Source organism: Pseudobdellovibrionaceae bacterium (assembly GCA_020635075.1).
GTDB lineage: Bacteria > Bdellovibrionota > Bdellovibrionia > Bdellovibrionales > UBA1609 > JADZEO01.
The window spans coordinates 2,213,049-2,230,499 of sequence record JACKAM010000001.1 but is presented as its reverse complement, the minus strand read 5'-3'; the positions used below and the strand labels follow the sequence as shown (position 1 = coordinate 2,230,499).

General features: G+C 49.6%; 15 protein-coding genes. 7 read left to right on the top strand and 8 right to left on the bottom strand.

All coding sequences use genetic code 11. The features are described from left to right. The first annotated feature begins 98 nt into the window (after positions 1 to 98). Positions 99 to 1,226, top strand: coding sequence for a Fic family protein (locus tag H6624_09595; protein ID MCB9084589.1), 1,128 nt, complete (start codon positions 99 to 101; stop codon positions 1,224 to 1,226). A gap of 9 nt (positions 1,227 to 1,235) precedes the next feature. Here the strand turns inward: H6624_09595 and H6624_09590 are convergent, their stop codons facing one another. Next, on the bottom strand, positions 1,236 to 1,562 hold the full coding sequence (locus H6624_09590) for a hypothetical protein (GenBank protein MCB9084588.1): 327 nt from the start codon (positions 1,560 to 1,562) through the stop codon (positions 1,236 to 1,238). A 307-nt stretch (positions 1,563 to 1,869) separates the two neighbouring features. Between H6624_09590 and bfr the strand changes: the two genes are divergently transcribed. Continuing rightward, complete coding sequence (gene bfr / locus H6624_09585; protein ID MCB9084587.1) at positions 1,870 to 2,352, top strand: bacterioferritin; 483 nt, start codon at positions 1,870 to 1,872, stop codon at positions 2,350 to 2,352. Here the strand turns inward: bfr and H6624_09580 are convergent, their stop codons facing one another. From H6624_09580 to H6624_09560, 5 genes are all read right to left on the bottom strand, one after another. Continuing rightward, the gene (locus H6624_09580) at positions 2,353 to 2,556 is read right to left on the bottom strand and encodes a (2Fe-2S)-binding protein (protein MCB9084586.1); all 204 of its coding nucleotides are present in this window, start codon (positions 2,554 to 2,556) and stop codon (positions 2,353 to 2,355) included. 293 nt (positions 2,557 to 2,849) lie between these two features. Beyond that, complete coding sequence (locus H6624_09575; GenBank protein ID MCB9084585.1) at positions 2,850 to 3,356, bottom strand: hypothetical protein; 507 nt, start codon at positions 3,354 to 3,356, stop codon at positions 2,850 to 2,852. Between the two features lie 3 nt (positions 3,357 to 3,359). Then, positions 3,360 to 3,929 (bottom strand): hypothetical protein, encoded by a 570-nt coding sequence (locus H6624_09570; protein ID MCB9084584.1) that lies wholly within the window; start codon positions 3,927 to 3,929, stop codon positions 3,360 to 3,362. Positions 3,930 to 4,046: 117 nt separating this feature from the next. Next, on the bottom strand, positions 4,047 to 4,292 hold the full coding sequence (locus H6624_09565; GenBank protein ID MCB9084583.1) for a hypothetical protein: 246 nt from the start codon (positions 4,290 to 4,292) through the stop codon (positions 4,047 to 4,049). Positions 4,293 to 4,294: 2 nt separating this feature from the next. Next, positions 4,295 to 5,983 (bottom strand): hypothetical protein, encoded by a 1,689-nt coding sequence (locus H6624_09560; protein ID MCB9084582.1) that lies wholly within the window; start codon positions 5,981 to 5,983, stop codon positions 4,295 to 4,297. A gap of 876 nt (positions 5,984 to 6,859) precedes the next feature. Between H6624_09560 and H6624_09555 the strand changes: the two genes are divergently transcribed. The 3 genes from H6624_09555 to H6624_09545 all read left to right on the top strand — a co-directional run bounded on the left by H6624_09555 (position 6,860) and on the right by H6624_09545 (position 10,957). Then, the gene (locus H6624_09555; protein ID MCB9084581.1) at positions 6,860 to 7,558 is read left to right on the top strand and encodes a hypothetical protein; all 699 of its coding nucleotides are present in this window, start codon (positions 6,860 to 6,862) and stop codon (positions 7,556 to 7,558) included. Further along, complete coding sequence (locus tag H6624_09550; GenBank protein MCB9084580.1) at positions 7,558 to 8,697, top strand: hypothetical protein; 1,140 nt, start codon at positions 7,558 to 7,560, stop codon at positions 8,695 to 8,697. The genes H6624_09555 and H6624_09550 overlap by 1 nt, the downstream gene beginning before the upstream one ends. Before the next feature lie 274 nt (positions 8,698 to 8,971). Next, the gene (locus H6624_09545; protein ID MCB9084579.1) at positions 8,972 to 10,957 is read left to right on the top strand and encodes a hypothetical protein; all 1,986 of its coding nucleotides are present in this window, start codon (positions 8,972 to 8,974) and stop codon (positions 10,955 to 10,957) included. A gap of 236 nt (positions 10,958 to 11,193) precedes the next feature. On the opposite strand, the gene H6624_09540 is transcribed toward H6624_09545, so the two are convergent. Both H6624_09540 and H6624_09535 read right to left on the bottom strand, forming a co-directional pair. Further along, entirely contained in the window at positions 11,194 to 11,586 is a 393-nt protein-coding gene (locus tag H6624_09540) for a hypothetical protein (protein MCB9084578.1), read from the bottom strand. Positions 11,587 to 11,733: 147 nt separating this feature from the next. Then, positions 11,734 to 13,575 (bottom strand): hypothetical protein, encoded by a 1,842-nt coding sequence (locus H6624_09535; GenBank protein MCB9084577.1) that lies wholly within the window; start codon positions 13,573 to 13,575, stop codon positions 11,734 to 11,736. 365 nt (positions 13,576 to 13,940) lie between these two features. On the opposite strand from H6624_09535, the gene H6624_09530 reads away from it, so the two are divergent. Beyond that, positions 13,941 to 15,146 (top strand): hypothetical protein, encoded by a 1,206-nt coding sequence (locus H6624_09530; GenBank protein ID MCB9084576.1) that lies wholly within the window; start codon positions 13,941 to 13,943, stop codon positions 15,144 to 15,146. 299 nt (positions 15,147 to 15,445) lie between these two features. After that, complete coding sequence (locus tag H6624_09525; GenBank protein MCB9084575.1) at positions 15,446 to 17,434, top strand: hypothetical protein; 1,989 nt, start codon at positions 15,446 to 15,448, stop codon at positions 17,432 to 17,434. Positions 17,435 to 17,451 lie beyond the last annotated feature (17 nt).

The window sequence follows — 17,451 nt, the reverse complement described above, 5'->3', positions numbered from 1 at the left end:
TCGGAACCTCTGTAGGTCCAGCTGGCATTCGTGCCATATCATGCAATAAAAAGCAGTATTTTATTGCACGATTCGGCATGATCTGGCACAATATAAAAATGTTGTCATTTCAGATAGATACAGAGCTTACCAAGCAGCTGGTGGCATTAAATGACCAGATCTCAGAGAAATATGCCCTTCTCCAGGGTTTGACCAAAGACCAAAGAGAATCCATTCACAAGTATGCCTGGATCAGTTCTGTTGGAGCATCAACGCGGATTGAAAACGCGATTTTAACGGACTCAGAGATAGGCTGGCTCGACTCCATATTGGGAAAGGATGGAAAGGCATCGGCTTTTGATGCTCATCGCGAAGCTGTGCTGAACAAGCTTTCAAAAGACAAGGAGAGAAGCCTTGAAGAAGTGGCTGGTTGTCGCCGAGTTCTTCTTTTGATTTATGAACAGGCTCAATCGTATCTGCCCCTCAGTGAATCCACACTTAAAGGACTTCACCGAGAACTGTTCCGGCACTATTCAAAACCTGGTGTGAAAAAGGGGGACTACAAAACAAGTCCGAATTCAGTGATTGAATACAATCACCAGACCAAAGAACAAAAGACCATATTTAAAACGGCTGATCCGGGTGTGCAAACTTCAACGGCTATGCATGACCTATTGGACTGGTACAATCAGGCGATTCACCACGAGCCGTGGCCTGTTGCTGTAGCTGCAGAACTCACCTATCGGTTTTTAGCAATACATCCCTTTCAAGACGGAAACGGCCGCTTGGGGAGGGCTCTTTTTTTGATGTCTCTCTTACATGCTCCCGGAGCAAAGCTGTCTGATGTTGTTTTTCATATGGCAGTAGATAGACACATTGAAAGACACAAAGAAGAGTATTACATCGTTTTAAATCAGTGCTCTGGAGGGCAATTTAAGACTGATCCGACTGAATACAGAATCCAGTACTTTCTGAAGTACATGATTAAGGTCCTTGAGGGTTCACTGGCCGATGTGGACTTCTACATTGATAGAGTTCACGCCTACCAAAAGCTCTCCGAGTCGGCCTTAAAGGTTTTGAATTGTTTTAAAGATTTGCCGGAAATTCGCATTAAACCTAAAACCATCAGGGAAGCCACAGGACTGCCAACACGAACAGTGGCCAATGTTTTGGATACCTTGAGAAAGGCCGAGTTTATCCAGCGGTCCGGCCAAGGGCCCGCAACATGTTATCAGCTAGTCTTCTAAGAGAGACTGTCAAACGGAAGGCTGGAACTTTGCTCCGTAGTCGTCGATATTGATATCAGCCTCGGCGAAGTCTTCCTTCGTCCAATCGGTGTTGTCTCTGAGCCACTCGATAGCCGGAGTGTAGGGGGTGCTGAAGACAATCATTTGGGCGAGGTTTTCTTTGAGTATCTCGTCAGTCTCTCTGGTAAACTCATCGATTGCCCAGGAGACAAGAAAGGGATCAAGCTCAATCATTTTGCCTACGAGATCAAGGAGGATGTCCGGGTAAGGATTTTCCCCAGATCGATACTCATTCCAAATGATTTCAATTTCTCGCTTATGTTCTGAAAGGCTCATTTTCTCTACCTCATAAGAGCAGCAGTCAATGGAACCTAGGTTCCATGTTTTATGGATAGCAATATCTGTGCCTTTGGTTGGCGGCTTTGCAAATGGTACTGGCACCTAAAGGTGCTGCGGAGCTGTCAATCTAGATATCCCTGTGAATTTGGGTGCCGGACTCATTTTATGGTGCAGGTGAGGGTAAAGGTCAGGATTTGGTGGAGATAAATTGATAATTGGTTTTCACTTATTCCCTGCGTTTGAGGTTTTTTTTGACAACTGATTTGGTAAGGATAGATTCATCCACCTAACCCGGGAGAGTGAAATGAAAGGTCATGCGGATATTATTGCTATGCTCAACGAAGTCCTGTGCGGGGAGTTGACGGCCATTAACCAGTATTTTCTCCATGCGCGGATGTGCAAGGATTGGGGATACAATAAAATCGGCGATGTGATTTATCACGAATCCATTGATGAAATGAAGCACGCCAAAGAAGTGACCGATCGGATTTTGTTTTTAGAAGGTCTTCCGAATCTTCAAAAGTTAGAGACCTTGGAGATCGGCGAGAAAGTTCCTGAAATGCTCAAGAATGATCTTCGCTTGGAAGAGCGGGCCATTCCGCGCCTGAAAAAAGGCATTGAGCTTTGCCAAAAACATTCGGATCACGGCACACGCCACCTGTTGGAAGAGATTCTTCGCGATGAAGAGCGCCATGTGGATTGGCTGGAAAGTCAGCTGCACATTATTGGCGAGGTCGGTGTGGAAAACTACCTGACCGAGCAGTTTAAAGCCGGAGAAATGTCTTAATTATTCTTCAATATGAGCTTCGAGGCTTGTGGTATCGGCTGCAGCCGCTTGGGAATCGACCAGGTTCTTGATGCGGTTACAGCAGGCGCCGCAGTCCGTGCCGGCCTGGCTGGCCTGAAGAGCCTGATCCAAAGTCATTTGTCCTGACTGTTGAAGTTCACGAAGGCGGGACTCAGATAGGTTTTTACACAGACAAATATACATAAGTTTATTTTCGGGGAATCTGGTGAAAACTCAACGCCAGGTGGTTTTCATCCCGTTTTCATTGTCTTTTCATTTGCATAACCCTTTGATATTTCTGGTTAATTCTCAGGGTAGAGGTCTCGGTTTCCGGCAAAAATTTTCTGCCATTTTCAGTCAGCTTTCAACAGAGCTGGTCGAGGAGTCCAGACCCAGTAACTCGCAGAAGGTACGGGTTCCCTTGGTGCTGTGGGGCCTTTATTTCCGATATCGGCCAGCCCTACGCCATTCATCTGTTTGCCGATGTTGAGGTCTTGTTATTCAAACAACTCTTCAATGAAGAACTGGGTTTTCGAGAGGATCTGATTTTTAGGATAGTAGCCTTCAATGAGGTCAAAGACCTGTTTGGCCTTCTTAATCTTAAGAAGTTTGATGAGAAAAATCACGTCGTCCTTGTCACTGGTATCCCATCGAGCACTAATACACTTCATGGCCAGCATATACTTGGGCTCCGGAGCCCAGACACGAAGATGAGAGAGACTTAGGACATCCTCTCTGCCAAATCCTGGGTGAATAAAACCTTTTGCTCCATCGTTGAGCCAGGTGGGCGGAAGGCCTTCATCTTTCCCAATCTTTTCGGCCAGTCGGCGGATCGTCTCTGTTGGTTCAAAAATGGCGTCGACATCCTTTGTCGATTCGCGGGCATTGTAGACCAAGCACATAACGGCCCCGCCGACGAGGCCGATTTCGCCGATTTCTCCCAGTTGGCTGAGTTCGTCATTGAGTCGTTGAAAAAGGTGTTTGATTCTCGCCTGTGACAACATGCCCTAAGCCCTCGACAAGAAGTTCTCATGAACAAAAATATTGTTACGTCGGAAGGCCAAAGGTGATTCAAGAATGGCCATCGCCTTAAGCGATTGCATACCACTGGGAAACCAGGGGGTCTCAAGGAAATGTCTCTTCTGAGTCCACTGGGGGGAAGAAATGCCTGTCTCCTGACACAGATAAGGCACAACTGAAGCCAAAAGTGCCTTAAGCCTCGGATCAAAAGAGGAGGGTGGGGGTAACAGAATCAGCCGCGGGTCGAGCGACCGACGAAACTCATCTACAAAGTCCATCAGGTGAATTTTCCAGGACTCAAAGCCATCCCGCTCAATCTTGATCGCGGTGGCAACGATACTAAACTCAGGTAGCCCTGAACTAGACCCAACAAGTACTGTGACGTCTAGACCCAGGTACTTGGTGAGTTTAAAGAGCGACCTTAGGGTGATCTTGTCCTCAAGCCTTAGGACTGACCTCACCGTCCCCCGAGCCAGGCCGGTAAACTCCGTAATAGCCCGCTCTGACAGGCCCCTCTCCCTTACGAGAGCCCCTATGCTACCCATGATTTGGTACATTTTAATGCCCCATTTTGGTATATTAAAATGTACCAAAAATGGAGGCGGATGTCAAGCGCTGAGAATCAGAGTAGAAGCCAAGGGTTTCTAGTTTGGCGACGGGAATGAGCTGAGGCCCTAGTCCGCTATATCGAAATTCAGCTCATCAATTGCTGCCTCGATGCTCAGACCATACTCATTGGGCTCATCGTTTTCACCCAATCCCGTCTCGCAGAATTCATCATTCAGCATGTCCATGATCTCCAAGCGCAGCTGCCGAGGTAGCTCCCCAATGGAACTTGCACCCTCAATCTCATGGAAATTGGCTGGTTTTCGTTTTTGGTAGATGTCTCTGATTAGGCTAAGCGTTTCATTTTTCTTCATGTTTATTCACACTGTGGTTCGCTGTTATTGGTTGAAGGATTATCCATTTTCCTGACGCCATTTCGATTAGTAGGATATGTGGTAATGACCTGTCCTTGCGAGTTTATCACTACGTTGGCGTCCTTTCCAACAAACTTGACTGCGCCATTTGGTTGATTTGAGATTTTAGTGGGATGCTTTACTGCTTCATGGATGGCGCTTGGTTTTACTCCCAAGCGCTCCCCGCCTATTGCGCGATTGAGTCCGTGTTTCGTAAATCCCCTTATTGGTGATCCCCCACCCATTCCCGCTGGAATCTGATTCATGAGTCGTCGAGGTCCTGCTCTTGCGCCATCATGATTCCAATCGAGATGAAGTCTATCGAGTGTTGGTGTTCCGAATTCTAAAGGACGACCTCCAGTCATTTCCAGAGTTATCTCTTCGATGGGAATTCTTGCTGGTGGCCCGCATATATCGGTCGGGGAGGATTGAAACTGACAAAACTCGTCGAGCCCGCCATCGTAGCCGCTTTTCTTGAGGTGTTGGTCGATACGGCCCATGCATTCCGGTGTTTTAATGTAGCAGTGGGGAAGTCCCTGGTCGAAGTTTGCTCGTCGGAAGGTGCGTTCGGGGGAGGGGTTAAGGTTAAAACGACTGTCCTGGAGCTGATGGTCCCGGATTTCTTCAAGGTCGCGCATGGCGAGTTTGAGATTACAGGAGCTCTGCCTTCTGATTTGCCGGCAATCTCTCACCTGATTGTGAATGCCTTTGAGCATTTTGGGCCATCCGTATTGCTCGAATCTTTGCATATTATGGAACGAAAACTTGGCGTAGTTGGCATCGCCCGATGGACTGGTCCCGCTGGATGGCAGACAAACTGTCACTCTGTTCGTATTGTCTGCACGTGGGTTATTTGCGCTTTGAGTGCTGTCTTCCCCGGAGTCGGCTGCCAGTTTCTCACTTGGTTTCTTGTTGTTTTCCTGTTGCGTCTGCAAAAAGAAGTAAACCTGCTCTGAGCTCACAAGTCCTGAACATATGGTTTCAGCTGTTTGCAGGGCTTGAGCGCAGGGCGCGTTGTACTCTGATTTGTCCCAGGCTGCCGTTCTGGAGAGTTTCAGGAGTTTATCTTTTATCCCTTCGCTTAGTGAGCCGAGTTGTTGGTTTTCAAACCAATTAGGAGTCTTTAGGGCAGGATCGATCTGTTCTGCCAGTTCTGGGAGCACAGTTGAGCTGGTGATTTCTGAAGTGGTGTATTGATCGACTACGTCAGAGCTACAGCCGTGTTTTTTTAGCACTTGGCGCACAAGTCCTTTAGATTGATTGAGAGACTGGGACCTTTGATAAAGACTAGATAGGACCTCTTTGACGTTTTGGTCCATTTTTTCCCAAGGGTTGTCCACATAAGAGAGTAGGGTATGAGCGGACTTAAGGCCCTGTAACTCCTGGATGTCGTCCAGCGGATTGGGGTCTATATGATTGGCTTTCCATTGGCTCTTTGTCCAAGATTCGTAGTGATTGGCCCCAACCCAACCCTCCTTGATAGTGGGCAGCTCAAACTCGATCCCCTCGATTTGGCTTTGCTGCCACTGACTTCGCCTTGTGGTCTCTTGATTCATAAACTCGCACAATTCCGTCTGAGCCAGAGATTCGGCCCAGGCCAACTCGGGAGTGCCTAATCCGATCACGGCCATGACTCCAAATATCCACCGCATATTCAAAACCCCTTAAGATTGATTTAAGTCAGGCCACACCTTGGTGAACTCTAAACAGTAATGAACCCCATAGAGCAAGGGGAGGACCAGATCTCGTGGTCCTTAAACCTCGTTTATTTTAATCTGAGCCAATTCCAGTCCGAGTCTTCGGACAAATCAGTCCGAAGTCTCGGAATCGAGGATGAAGCCCCCACCCATCGGGGATGAGGATCAAGGTGTAAAAGAAATCGCCGGTTTTCCAAGAAATCCAAAAGGGCGTGAAAAAACCCGATATTGAGGGCGAAGCGGTAAGGGCCAAAGGGCTTTGAATCGTTTTGATTTGGTACGGATTTAGCTAGGAAATCAGGACTAAAGGAAGACTCAATTAGCATGAACAGCGTCCTATCATCAGTAGACCAAATCTCTCGGCAGTTAGATCGTTTATTTCGGTCATTGCGGGGCTGTTTTGTTTTTGAGTTGGTTCTGCTTCTGGTCTTTCAGTTGTCCATTTCTGTCACCAGTCTTGCCGCCGGCAGTGTGAACTCCCGCCGGGGCGATTACGTTATTAGTGATGGCGGGTCCTCTATCTATGGCGGTCAATTCACCCCTGCAGTCTTGCGTTGGACAGAGCCAGTCGATGGTTATCATCCCGAGGGCTGCGACAACTCGCCAGGGCTGGCGAAAAACTTAAAGCAGTTTGGGCAGGTAATTCCAGTTGTATTGATGGGGGAGGATTCCAGATGTCCCTTGCCATACGGCCGGGGAGCGACTGACGTAGATCGGAAATTTTATGGAGTGGGATCATTCTTTTATATGGGCAATGATTCGGCCTGTATGAGTCCCTCGGGTATAAGATGTGGAGCAACTGGCCATCTTGTTGTTGATGGGGACATTGTGGTGACCACAGCTCACACATTTAGGTCGATTGATAAGTCGCGCAGACTTTCTGACAGGGAAATCAGAGAATTTAGATTCTATTCAAAAGTTTGGATTCCAGAAGAAATGAGGCGAAACAAGAATGAAGCCTATGAGTTTAGAGAATATGAGATAGAGTCGGTTGAGTTTGGAGGTAGTGATGAGCGTAATCGGCCTCAGGAGGATTATGCATTTGTAAAACTCAAGGAGCGTGTTGGTCAGACGGTTTCGCCAATGGATTCCTCGGGTCGAGAAATCCGAAGCAATAGGCGTCGAGTCGCCGATGACAAACTTGTACGTCCCCTCCCATTCAAAAAGTTTGATAGGAAACAGGTGCCGAACATTGGGATGGGCGTTGGATTTCAGAAGGATAAGGGGTGGGAGCCTCAAAAAAACTGCCAGCCATTTGCGATTCATGATCCTCCAAATGGTCATAGAATGGGGCAGTATCCAGGGACGATTATTGTTGAAGCTGATACAAATGGAATGTCATCTGGCATGGCTTATTCGCTGTTAGTTGATGGGGAACCCCATTTTGCAGGGGTAAATGTTGGGTTTTATCCAGACAGAACCTCATTACATGGGCAATTTGATATTTGGAATCGTTTTAACTGGGGTATTGAATCGAACTCTATATATGACCATTTCATGGAATTCCGCCGCAAATGGGGGCGGAATTGATGGGACGCCTGTCTTGTGTTTTTGCAACCTATCTAATTTCCGCTCTAGTGCTACCATCAATGGCAACGGCAGCAGGCAGTGCGAACTCCCGCCGGGGCGATTACGTTATTAGTGACGGTGGCTCCTCAATTTATGGTGGTCAATTCACCCCTGCAGTCTTGCGTTGGACCGAGCCAGTCGATGGCTATCATCCCGAGGGCTGTGACAACTCGCCAGGGCTGGCGAAAAACTTGAAGCAGTTTGGGCAGGTGATTCCTGCGGCCATCATGGGCCGAGATAGCCGCTGTCCGTTGCCCTATGACCGCACGGCCACTGATGTGGACAAGATGTTTTATGGTGTGGGCATGATGTTTTACGACGGGCGGGACGGGGCTTGCAGAGCCGTCAACGGTAAACCTTGCCAAACCACCAGTCATTTGGTCATGGATGGGGATATGGTGATCACAACGGCACATACCTTTCGTGACAAGATTTCCGGACGCCGAATGAGCGATGCTGAGATCAAGAAGTACGTTTTTTCAGCAAAGGTATGGATTCCGGAGGGGATGAGGCAGGATCCAAAGGTCGCCTATGAATGGCGCTATTATGAAATTGAGGACTACGAATTCGGAACCAATGATGAGAATGCAAATCCAAATAAGGACTATGTGTTTTTGAAGCTAAGGGATCGAGTTGGGGAAATGGTTGGACCTCTGGACTCCAACTGGAATGAAATAAGAAATCGGCGAATTGAGGTGCCGAAGAGTAATCTCCCACCTCCTCTTCCATTCAAAAAAATTGACCGTTCGAGGGTTCCTAATTTAGGAATGACGGTTGGATATAGTATCGACAAAGGAGTTGACGTTCAGAAGAATTGTCAGCCATTTATGTTTTATGATGTTCCCAACGGTCATCAGCTTAACCGTTGGCCGGGATTGGTTATTCATGATGGGGATACGGAATCAATGTCATCTGGGTCGGCTTTGACCCTCTTAGTTGATGGGCGCCCACATTTTGCTGCTCTTCATCGCGGATTTTACCCCGAGGGGACTAATATGAGGGGTGAGTTTGACCTAAATCGAAGGGGTAATTTTGCAGTTGATGGCAACTCCCTTCATGACCACTTTATGGAGTTCCGCAGGAAATGGGGTCGGAACTAGTCCGAAGGTGCTACAGGTTTCGAAATCATCCTGGCCTTGTCTTCGAAAGAACCTCGCGCGGTTGTGCTATCCAGAAGGCGGAGAATCTGTCTTAATTAATCCAAGTTAACAAAAGGGTTTTTTGAGCAACACTTTGGCAGCATTTGATTCCAGAAGAGGTGATTACTCGACAAATGCAATTGGATCACTGATTGTTCTAAAGTGAGGCGTCCCCTCAGTCGATAAGACTTTGGGCCAGGTGATCTGCCATGGCCCCATTAAGGGTGGGACAAATATGAAGCTTCTTTCCGTGTTTTCCTGGAAATCCGTGTGTTTACTTGCGATGACTTCTTTCTTTTGGGCCCCCATGACTTGGGCCGAAGAGGGTGATCCGGGTCTTCATTGCCCCTATGAGTTCGACAGGCATATGAATCACTGTGGAAAGCGCCACCCAGATGGTTCATTCACTCCATCCTTCAAACTGAGCACTTCGAATGTGGTCCACTACAATGAGAACTACTCCAACCTTTCTGGTTACGGAGTGGGTTGGGATGAAGTGCAGTTTCCGGATCCCATTGAGTGGGATCGGTTTGGATCGGCCCCCCGAGCTGGCGAATCCCTCGGAGCCTCGTCTACTTGTCAGTTTGGAATGCCTTGCCCCAACGGTGCTGATCCACAAAAGGCTGCGCCGGTTGCGGCACCGATGCCGGCGGCAAGGCCCGAGAATGGTGATCCGAGTAAGACGGATCCGACGAATCCTGGCGCCGGTGCAACAACAGCTTCTTGTGTGAATGACGTGAGGCAGGCTAGTGCCGGTTCACCTCTTTGCGATGCGGATGGATCTCCCACTTGTTATCCAGAGGGCAATACGGCCCTTCAACAGTCAGGAATTCTCAAGTGTGGACCCGACGGTCGTCCCGAGACCGGTCAGGCCAGAAACCCTGACGAACAGCAACCCGGACAGCAGCAAGTGGGTGAAGGACCTCCGGCAGGATTTCCCCAGGAAGCTGAAGTGAACAGTGACCGTGACTACTGTGAAGACTCACAGAACAAGGCGCGGATCTGTTGTAATGATCCCATTCAATGTGTCTCGGGCTTAAGTGGTCCGAGTGCGGGCTCGGTGGCAGCCGTTGGATCACTGGCCATGGGTGCCCTCGGCATTTATGCCATGAGTGGCAACGGCAATGATCCCGATGGAATTGCTAAAAACTGCCAGTTGATGAAGGCCCTTGGTCAAGGTGGCGCTGTTGCTAACACAGCACTTGGAGCCAAGTGTTTTACTGAAAAGGGCTCTTGCGAAGATCGCTGCGAAAAAGTGGAGAACAAATATAAACAAGTTCTTCGCGACTGTGACCAATTGGAAACTGTTTGGCGGCAAAACAAAGGGCAAGGTCAGCGGTGTCCTGCCAGTTGGAAGAGTAATTATCAATCGGTATTTGCCACTGCCAATGGTCGCCGTGAACGTTGCACCAGTTATAATGCAAATGTAGCAGCCATGGGTCAGCAGGCCGTACAAAGTGCAGCGGCTAGTAAGTTTGCTGAGATGTGCGAGAAGGCTGCGACGGCACAAAACACAGGTTTTCCAGATATTGATCAGCAGCCTGTATTTAACGGCGACTGTAATGATCCGGTGAATGCGTCCAATCCCATTTGTGTGAAGTGTCGTGGCCCTGCGGCTCAGTACGATCCTCTTTGCCGAGGCTTAAACGGCGGCCAACAGGTCAACCGTGGCAATGGCAGTGGCTTTAGCCAGGCGGACTTTGGTACTCGCAAAGTCGACGGCAGTGACTTGAATGTACCGACTGTTGATGCGCAAAAACAAAACGCTGTATTTGGTGACGGCATGGGATCGGCTGCAAGAGCCAATGGCGTTCCACAAAATGGTGGCGGCTTTACCGGCGGCTCAGGCGGCGGCGGAGGCTTTCCCTTTGGCGGCGATGGGGGTCAGGGTGGTGGCCAAGGTGGCGGCTATGACACGGACATCTTAAAGGGTGTCGGTGGTGGAGGCGGTTATTCTGTAAGTGGAGTTCCAGTGGACTCTCGCGGTGGTTATCGCGGACCATCAAGTCTTGGTGATGGCAAAAGAGACCCAAATCCCTTTAACAAGTTTAATCTTAAAAACTACCTTCCTGGTGGCGAAAAGGACCCGAAACGCCGTGGTCTTGCAGGATTGAACACCGGCAAGTCTGAGATCGGCCAGCCCCACGAGGATATTTTCCAGCGGGTCTCAAACCGCGTGAAAGTTCTCTGCAAAATGAAGCGGCTTTACGACTGTAAGTAGATACCCATATTCGCCCCAAAACGAGCTAGTCGTTGTAATCGTCGAAGTGATGCCGAACTCGGCGAAGTCTTCTTTGGTCCTATCCGAGTTGTCTCTGAGTCAATTTCATCGGAGATAGGTCCTCTTCCTGAGCCGCTGTCAGTGTTTGGGAGATTGGCCTGGCCGTGCCTCGATTGCAGGAGTATTCAAGCTCCTGGCTTGTTGCCAGGAGCAATAGCCAAACGACGGCTCCTTGCTCATTCTGGGTACTCCACCCATCCCATGAGAATTCGGATGTACTGAAATAGATGAAAGAACAAGATCGCGTAACAACAGATAATGTAAAAGGTGTTGCTATAAAGTCTGAGCTGAATCCTTCTCAGATCTCCAGGGTCTTGTGAATCCCTATATTTCTTCTTGAGGAAGTGTCTGAAAATGGAAAGTCCGGCGAGAGCTGGCCCAAACAGACCGATCGCCCACAGACAAATCTCTCTGTGAGTGAGCGGTCTATGGCCAAGCTGGCCGATCCAAAAGACCTGATAGTAGAACATGAGTAAAAGAGCGATCCCAAGGACAAATCCAATTCTGTTGATAACGAGCCCTTTTTCGATCGCCCCGCGGTTTTCCGCACCTTCCCAAATCTTCTTCATTATCCTGCGCCGTTCAAGCAGGTTTAGAATCAACAGGACTGGTATGGCAATTGTGACAACCGTCACAAGCTGGTCATCTGTCATATTTTCTTCCTGGTAAGCACAATTCAAAAATCTGAATTCTAATTATGATGAAATGATGGAAGATCACGGTCTGCACTCCCCAAGGTGCTCAAGGAATTGAGTTCCGACTGCAACCGATGCGGAAGTTGTAGCACTTGCAAGGACTTCATTAAGAGCCTGCCTTGATGAAAGAGTATTGAAAGATTCGTGAAGAACTTTTGTTTTGTGATAGGCAAGATTTCCCGCCCCTTGCGCTACACCCCCAGCAATGCCACCGACGAGAACCGATTTTGCTGTTCGGCCCAGATTGATAGTTTCTTCTCGTTCGATCCATATTTGATGAATAACGTCCGATCCTCCCGACAAGAATCCTCCGGCAATGATTGCTGTGGAAAAGTTTGTCCCTGCGCTCATGACTGTCAAAGCCCCGGTAGCTGATCCGACCAAGATCCCTTTTCCGATGGATTCCGGATCCCAGTTGCTGTTCAACCCTGCCGAGACCCCACCGGCTACACCTCCGATGACTCCCCCTGCGACTATAGTGGTCGTGACAGGATCCTTATAATATTCTTCGGGGCTTCGTGAGTCGAGGAGATCTTTGATGAATTGATCACTTTGAACGACCAAGTAGTCGTAGGACTTCGCCCTTCGCGGCCCGTTCTCGGTCCATTGCAGGGGTCCGCATATATCGGCGGGGGAGGTTTGAAACTGACAAAACTCGTCGAGCCCGCCATCGTAGCCGCTTTTCTTGAGGTGTTGGTCGATACGGCCCATGCATTCCGGTGTTTTAATGTAGCAGTGGGGAAGTCCCTGGTCGAAGTTTGCTCGTCGGAAGGTGCGTTCGGGGGAGGGGTTAAGGTTAAAACGACTGTCCTGGAGCTGATGGTCCCGGATTTCTTCAAGGTCGCGCATGGCGAGTTTGAGATTACAGGAGCTCTGCCTTCTGATTTGCCGGCAATCTCTCACCTGATTGTGAATGCCTTTGAGCATTTTGGGCCATCCGTATTGCTCGAATCTTTGCATATTATGGAACGAGAACTTGGCGTAGTTGGCATCGCCCGATGGACTGGTCCCGCCGGATGGCAGACAAACTGTCACTCTGTTCGTATTGTCTGCACGTGGGTTATTTGCGCTTCGAGTGCTGTCTTCCCCGGAGTCGGCTGCCAATTTCTCAGTTGGTCTCTTGTTGTTTTCCTGTTGCGTCTGCAAAAAGAAGTAAACCTGCTCTGAGCCTACAAGTCCCGAACATATGGTTTCGGCAGTCTGTAGGGCTTGAGCGCAGGGCGCGTTGTACTCTGATTTGTCCCAGGCTGCCGTTCTGGAGAGTTTCAGGAGTTTATCTTTTATCCCTTCGCTTAGTGAGCCGAGTTGTTGGTTTTCAAACCAATTAGGAGTCTTTAGGGCAGGATCGATCTGTTCTGCCAGTTCTGGGAGCACAGTTGAGCTGGTGATTTCTGAAGTGGTGTATTGATCGACTACGTCAGAGCTACAGCCGTGTTTTTTTAGCACTTGGCGCACAAGTCCTTTAGATTGATTGAGAGACTGGGATCTTTGATAAAGACTGGATAGGACCTCTTTGACGTTTTGGTCCATTTTTTCCCAAGGGTTGTCCACATGAGAGAGTAGGCTATGAGCGGACTTGAGGCCCTGTAACTCCTGGATGTCCTCCAGGGGATTGGGGTCTATATGTTTGCCTTTCCATTGGCTCTTTGTCCAAGATTCGTAGGGATTGGCCCCAGCCCAACCCTCCTTGATTGTGGGTAGCTCAAACTCCATCCCCTCGATTTGGCTTTGCTGCCACTGACTTCGCCTTGTGGTCTCTTGATTCATAAACTCGCACAATTCCGTCTGAGCCAGAGAGTCGGCCCACGCCAACTCGGGAGTGCCTAATCCGATCACGGCCATGACTCCAAATATCCACCGCATATTCAAAACCCCTTATTGTTGAAAGAATTCAGTCCATCTGTCGATGGCTCCAAAACAGTGATGCCCCCCATAGAGCAAGGCCAGGGCCGGGGCTCTCAGGCCTTAAACCTCGTTTATTTTGATCTGAGCCAAATCCAGTCCGAGTTTTCGGACAGATTTGTCCGAAGTTTCGGAATCGAGGCTGAGGCGTCCGTCGAGAATGTAATTTGAAGTGTAAAAATATTCTCCGATTTTCCAAGAAATCCAAAAGTGCGTGAAAAATCCCGATATTGAGGGCGAAGCGATGGGGGCCTGAGGGCTTTCAATCGTTTTGATTTGGTACGGATTTAGCTAGGAATTCAGGACTAAAGGAAGACTCAATTAGCATGAACAAGGTCCCATCACCTGTAGACCAAATCTATCGCCGGTTAGATCGATTATCTCGATCTTTAGTGGGCCGTGGGCCTGTTGCTCTAGTTCTCATTTTTGTCTTTGGTTTGTCCGTTTCTGTCACCAGCCTTGCCGCCGGCAGTGCGAGCTCCCACCGAGGTGATTACGTTATTAGTGATGGAGGGTCCTCTATCTACGGCGGTCAATTCACACCGGCAGTCTTGCGTTGGACCGAGCCTGTCGATGGCTATCATCCCGAGGGCTGCGACAACTCGCCGGGCCTGGCGAAAAACTTAAAGCAGTTTGGGCAGGTGATTCCTGCGGCCATCATGGGCCGAGATAGCCGCTGTCCGTTGCCCTATGACCGCACCGCCACTGATGTGGATAAGATGTTTTATGGTGTCGGAGCCATGTTTTACGACGGGCGGGATGGGGCATGTAAAACACCAGCTGGAGGGCCCTGCCAGTCATCGAGCCATCTTGTCATGGATGGGGATATGGTGATCACAACAGCTCATACATTTCGAGACCACCGGTCGGGTAGACGGATGACAGATCAAGAAATCAAAAAGTTTACTTTTTCTGTAAAAGTATGGGTCCCCGAGAGTGTGAGAAAGAACCCGGCAGAGCCTTACGAGTGGCGTTACTATGAGATTGAGGACTATGAGTTTGGAACCAATGATGAGGAGCGAGAGCCTCATAAGGATTACGCCTTTATCAAGCTGAAGGAAAGAGTCGGTGCGCGGGTGGGACCTTTAGATCAAAACTGGAAGGAAATCAAATCCCAGGCCGTGGCTGTACCGAAAGACAAACAGGTGCCAGTTCTTCCCTTTAAAAAGATTGATCGTAAGACTTTACCTAATGTTGTGATGACTGTTGGTTTTAGTGGAGACAAAAAGATCGTGGTCCAAAAAAACTGCGAGCCCTTTAAGCTCTATGAAGTGCCTAGTGACCACCAGCTAAATGGGTTGAATGGTATTGTGATCCATGATGGAGATACGTTTTCGATTTCATCTGGTTCAGCACTGGCAATGCTGGCGGCGAATCGTCCGCACTTTGTCGCTGTTCATCGAGGGTACTATCCTGCAGGCACTCCAGACTATGGGGAATTTGACCTCTATAGAAGGGGAAATTTCGCCATCAATGGGAACTCCTTCTACGACCACTTTATGGAGTTTCGCCGTAAATTTGGGAGGAACTAGTCTGAATGCATCAATAGCCTAACAACCCTACTGGCCTGTTCATCAAAAGAACTTCTGGGGTTTCAGAGTCCCGGAAGCAGCAAGCCAGTTCTGATGAATCCAAGTCAATAAATGAGCTGTCTGAGCAACACTTCGGCAGCATTTGAAGCCTTTGCCATTAACAAACTGGCCCACTTGATGCCATTAATACCATCACAAATGTATTGGGCTCACGTTTTGTCCTAAAGTGAGGCGTCCCCTCAGTCGATAAGACTTTGGGCCAGGTGATCTGCCATGGCTCGATTAAGGGTGGGACAAATATGAAGCTTCTTTCCGAGTTCTCCTGGAAATCCGTGTGTTTACTTGTGGCGACCTCATTTTTGGTGGTCCCCAATACATGGGCCGAAGAAGGTGATCAGGGACTTCACTGTCCTTATGAGTTCGACAGGCACTTGGATCACTGCGGAAAGCGCCACCCAGATGGTTCATTCACTCCTTCCTTTAAGCTCAGCACTTCAAATGTGGTCCACTACAATGAGAACTATTCAGATCTCTCCGGCTATGGTTATGGTTGGGATCAGGTGCAGTTTCCGGATCCTATTGAGTGGGACCGGTTTGGTGGTCGCTCTGTCGGGGGAGAAGTTGGTTCAGTTGATTCCGGAAACTGTCAGTTTGGCATGCCTTGCCCCAATGGTGCTGATAACCAAAAGGCAGCGCCGATTGCGGCGCCCATGCCGGCGGCAAGGCCGGTGGGAGATCCTGCGGCAGGGGATCCGGCTGCTCCGGGTACTGGCGCAGCCACGGCGTCTTGTGTGAACGATGTGAGACAGGCGGGTGCTGCATCCCCATTGTGCGATGCTGATGGAAAACCCACTTGTTATCCAGAGGGTAATACGGCTCTTCAGCAGTCAGGGATTCCTAAGTGTGGAGCTGATGGGCGACCTGAGACGAGTCAGGCGAGAAATCCTGATGAACAGCAACCTGGGCAACAGCAGGTGGGCGAAGGCCCTCCAGCAGGGTTTCCCCAGGAAGCTGAAGTGAACAGTGACCGTGACTACTGTGAAGACTCGCAGAACAAGGCGCGGATCTGTTGTAATGATCCCATTCAATGTGTCTCGGGCTTAAGTGGTCCGAGTGCGGGCTCGGTTGCAGCCGTTGGATCACTGGCCATGGGTGCTCTTGGTGTTTATGCCATGAGTGGCAACGGCAATGATCCAGACGGCATTGCCAAGAACTGCGAACTTATGAAAAAACTCGGTATGGGTGGAGCGGTTGCTAACACAGCCCTTGGAGCCAAGTGCTTTACTGAGAAAGGCAGCTGCGAAGATCGTTGTGGCAAGGTGGAGAACAAATATAAGCAAGTCCTTCGTGATTGCGATCAGCTAGATACTGTTTGGCGGGCGAACAATGGCCAAGGCCAGCGCTGCCCTGCCAGTTGGAAGGGTAATTATCAATCAGTGCTGGCGACAGCCAATGGTCGTCGTGAGCGCTGTACCAGCTACAATGCCAATGTGGCGGCGATGGGTCAGCAGGCCGTACAAAGTGCAGCGGCCAGTAAGTTTGCCGAGATGTGCGAGAAGGCCGCGACGGCACAAAACACAGGATTCCCTGATATTGATCAGCAGCCGGTCTTTAACGGCGACTGTAATGATCCGGTGAATGCATCTAATCCCATTTGTGTGAAATGTCGTGGACCCGCGGCTCAGTACGATCCTCTTTGCCGAGGCTTGAACGGTGGCCAACAGGTCAATCGCGGAAGTGGCAGTGGGTTTAGCCAGGCGGACTTTGGCACTCGCAAAGTAGATGGCAGTGATCTGAATGTTCCGACTGTTGATGCGCAAAAACAAAACGCTGTTTTTGGTGACGGCATGGGGTCGGCAGCAAGAGCCAATGCAGTTCCACAAAACGGTGGCGGTTTTACCGGCGGCTCAGGCGGCGGCGGAGGGGGCTTTCCCTTTGGCGGTGATGGCGGTCAGGGCGGAGGCCAAGGCGGTGGCTACGATACTGACATCTTAAAGGGTGTCGGTGGTGGCGGCGGTTATTCTGTAAGTGGAGTCCCTGTGGACTCTCGCGGTGGGTATCGAGGCCCCTCAAGCCTAGGTGGAGGCAAACGGGACGCGAACCCCTTTAATAAGTTTAATCTCAAAAAGTATCTCCCTGGTGGCGAAAAGGACCCGAAACGCCGTGGTCTTGCAGGATTGAACACCGGCAAGTCTGAGATCGGCCAGCCCCACGAGGATATTTTCCAGCGGGTCTCAAACCGCGTGAAAGTTCTCTGCAAAATGAAGCGGCTTTACGACTGTAAGTAAAAGGCTTTCGGGTCTCA

Excerpts from the sequence above, each read along its gene's own strand:
- H6624_09595 (MCB9084589.1), top strand. The coding sequence starts at position 99 with ATGTTGTCATTTCAGATAGATACAGAGCTTACCAAGCAGCTGGTGGCA.
- H6624_09590 (MCB9084588.1), bottom strand. The coding sequence starts at position 1,562 with ATGAGCCTTTCAGAACATAAGCGAGAAATTGAAATCATTTGGAATGAG.
- bfr (MCB9084587.1), top strand. The coding sequence starts at position 1,870 with ATGAAAGGTCATGCGGATATTATTGCTATGCTCAACGAAGTCCTGTGC.
- H6624_09580 (MCB9084586.1), bottom strand. The coding sequence starts at position 2,556 with ATGTATATTTGTCTGTGTAAAAACCTATCTGAGTCCCGCCTTCGTGAA.
- H6624_09575 (MCB9084585.1), bottom strand. The coding sequence starts at position 3,356 with ATGTTGTCACAGGCGAGAATCAAACACCTTTTTCAACGACTCAATGAC.
- H6624_09570 (MCB9084584.1), bottom strand. The coding sequence starts at position 3,929 with ATGTACCAAATCATGGGTAGCATAGGGGCTCTCGTAAGGGAGAGGGGC.
- H6624_09565 (MCB9084583.1), bottom strand. The coding sequence starts at position 4,292 with ATGAAGAAAAATGAAACGCTTAGCCTAATCAGAGACATCTACCAAAAA.
- H6624_09560 (MCB9084582.1), bottom strand. The coding sequence starts at position 5,983 with ATGCGGTGGATATTTGGAGTCATGGCCGTGATCGGATTAGGCACTCCC.
- H6624_09550 (MCB9084580.1), top strand. The coding sequence starts at position 7,558 with ATGGGACGCCTGTCTTGTGTTTTTGCAACCTATCTAATTTCCGCTCTA.
- H6624_09545 (MCB9084579.1), top strand. The coding sequence starts at position 8,972 with ATGAAGCTTCTTTCCGTGTTTTCCTGGAAATCCGTGTGTTTACTTGCG.
- H6624_09540 (MCB9084578.1), bottom strand. The coding sequence starts at position 11,586 with ATGAAGAAGATTTGGGAAGGTGCGGAAAACCGCGGGGCGATCGAAAAA.
- H6624_09535 (MCB9084577.1), bottom strand. The coding sequence starts at position 13,575 with ATGCGGTGGATATTTGGAGTCATGGCCGTGATCGGATTAGGCACTCCC.
- H6624_09530 (MCB9084576.1), top strand. The coding sequence starts at position 13,941 with ATGAACAAGGTCCCATCACCTGTAGACCAAATCTATCGCCGGTTAGAT.
- H6624_09525 (MCB9084575.1), top strand. The coding sequence starts at position 15,446 with ATGAAGCTTCTTTCCGAGTTCTCCTGGAAATCCGTGTGTTTACTTGTG.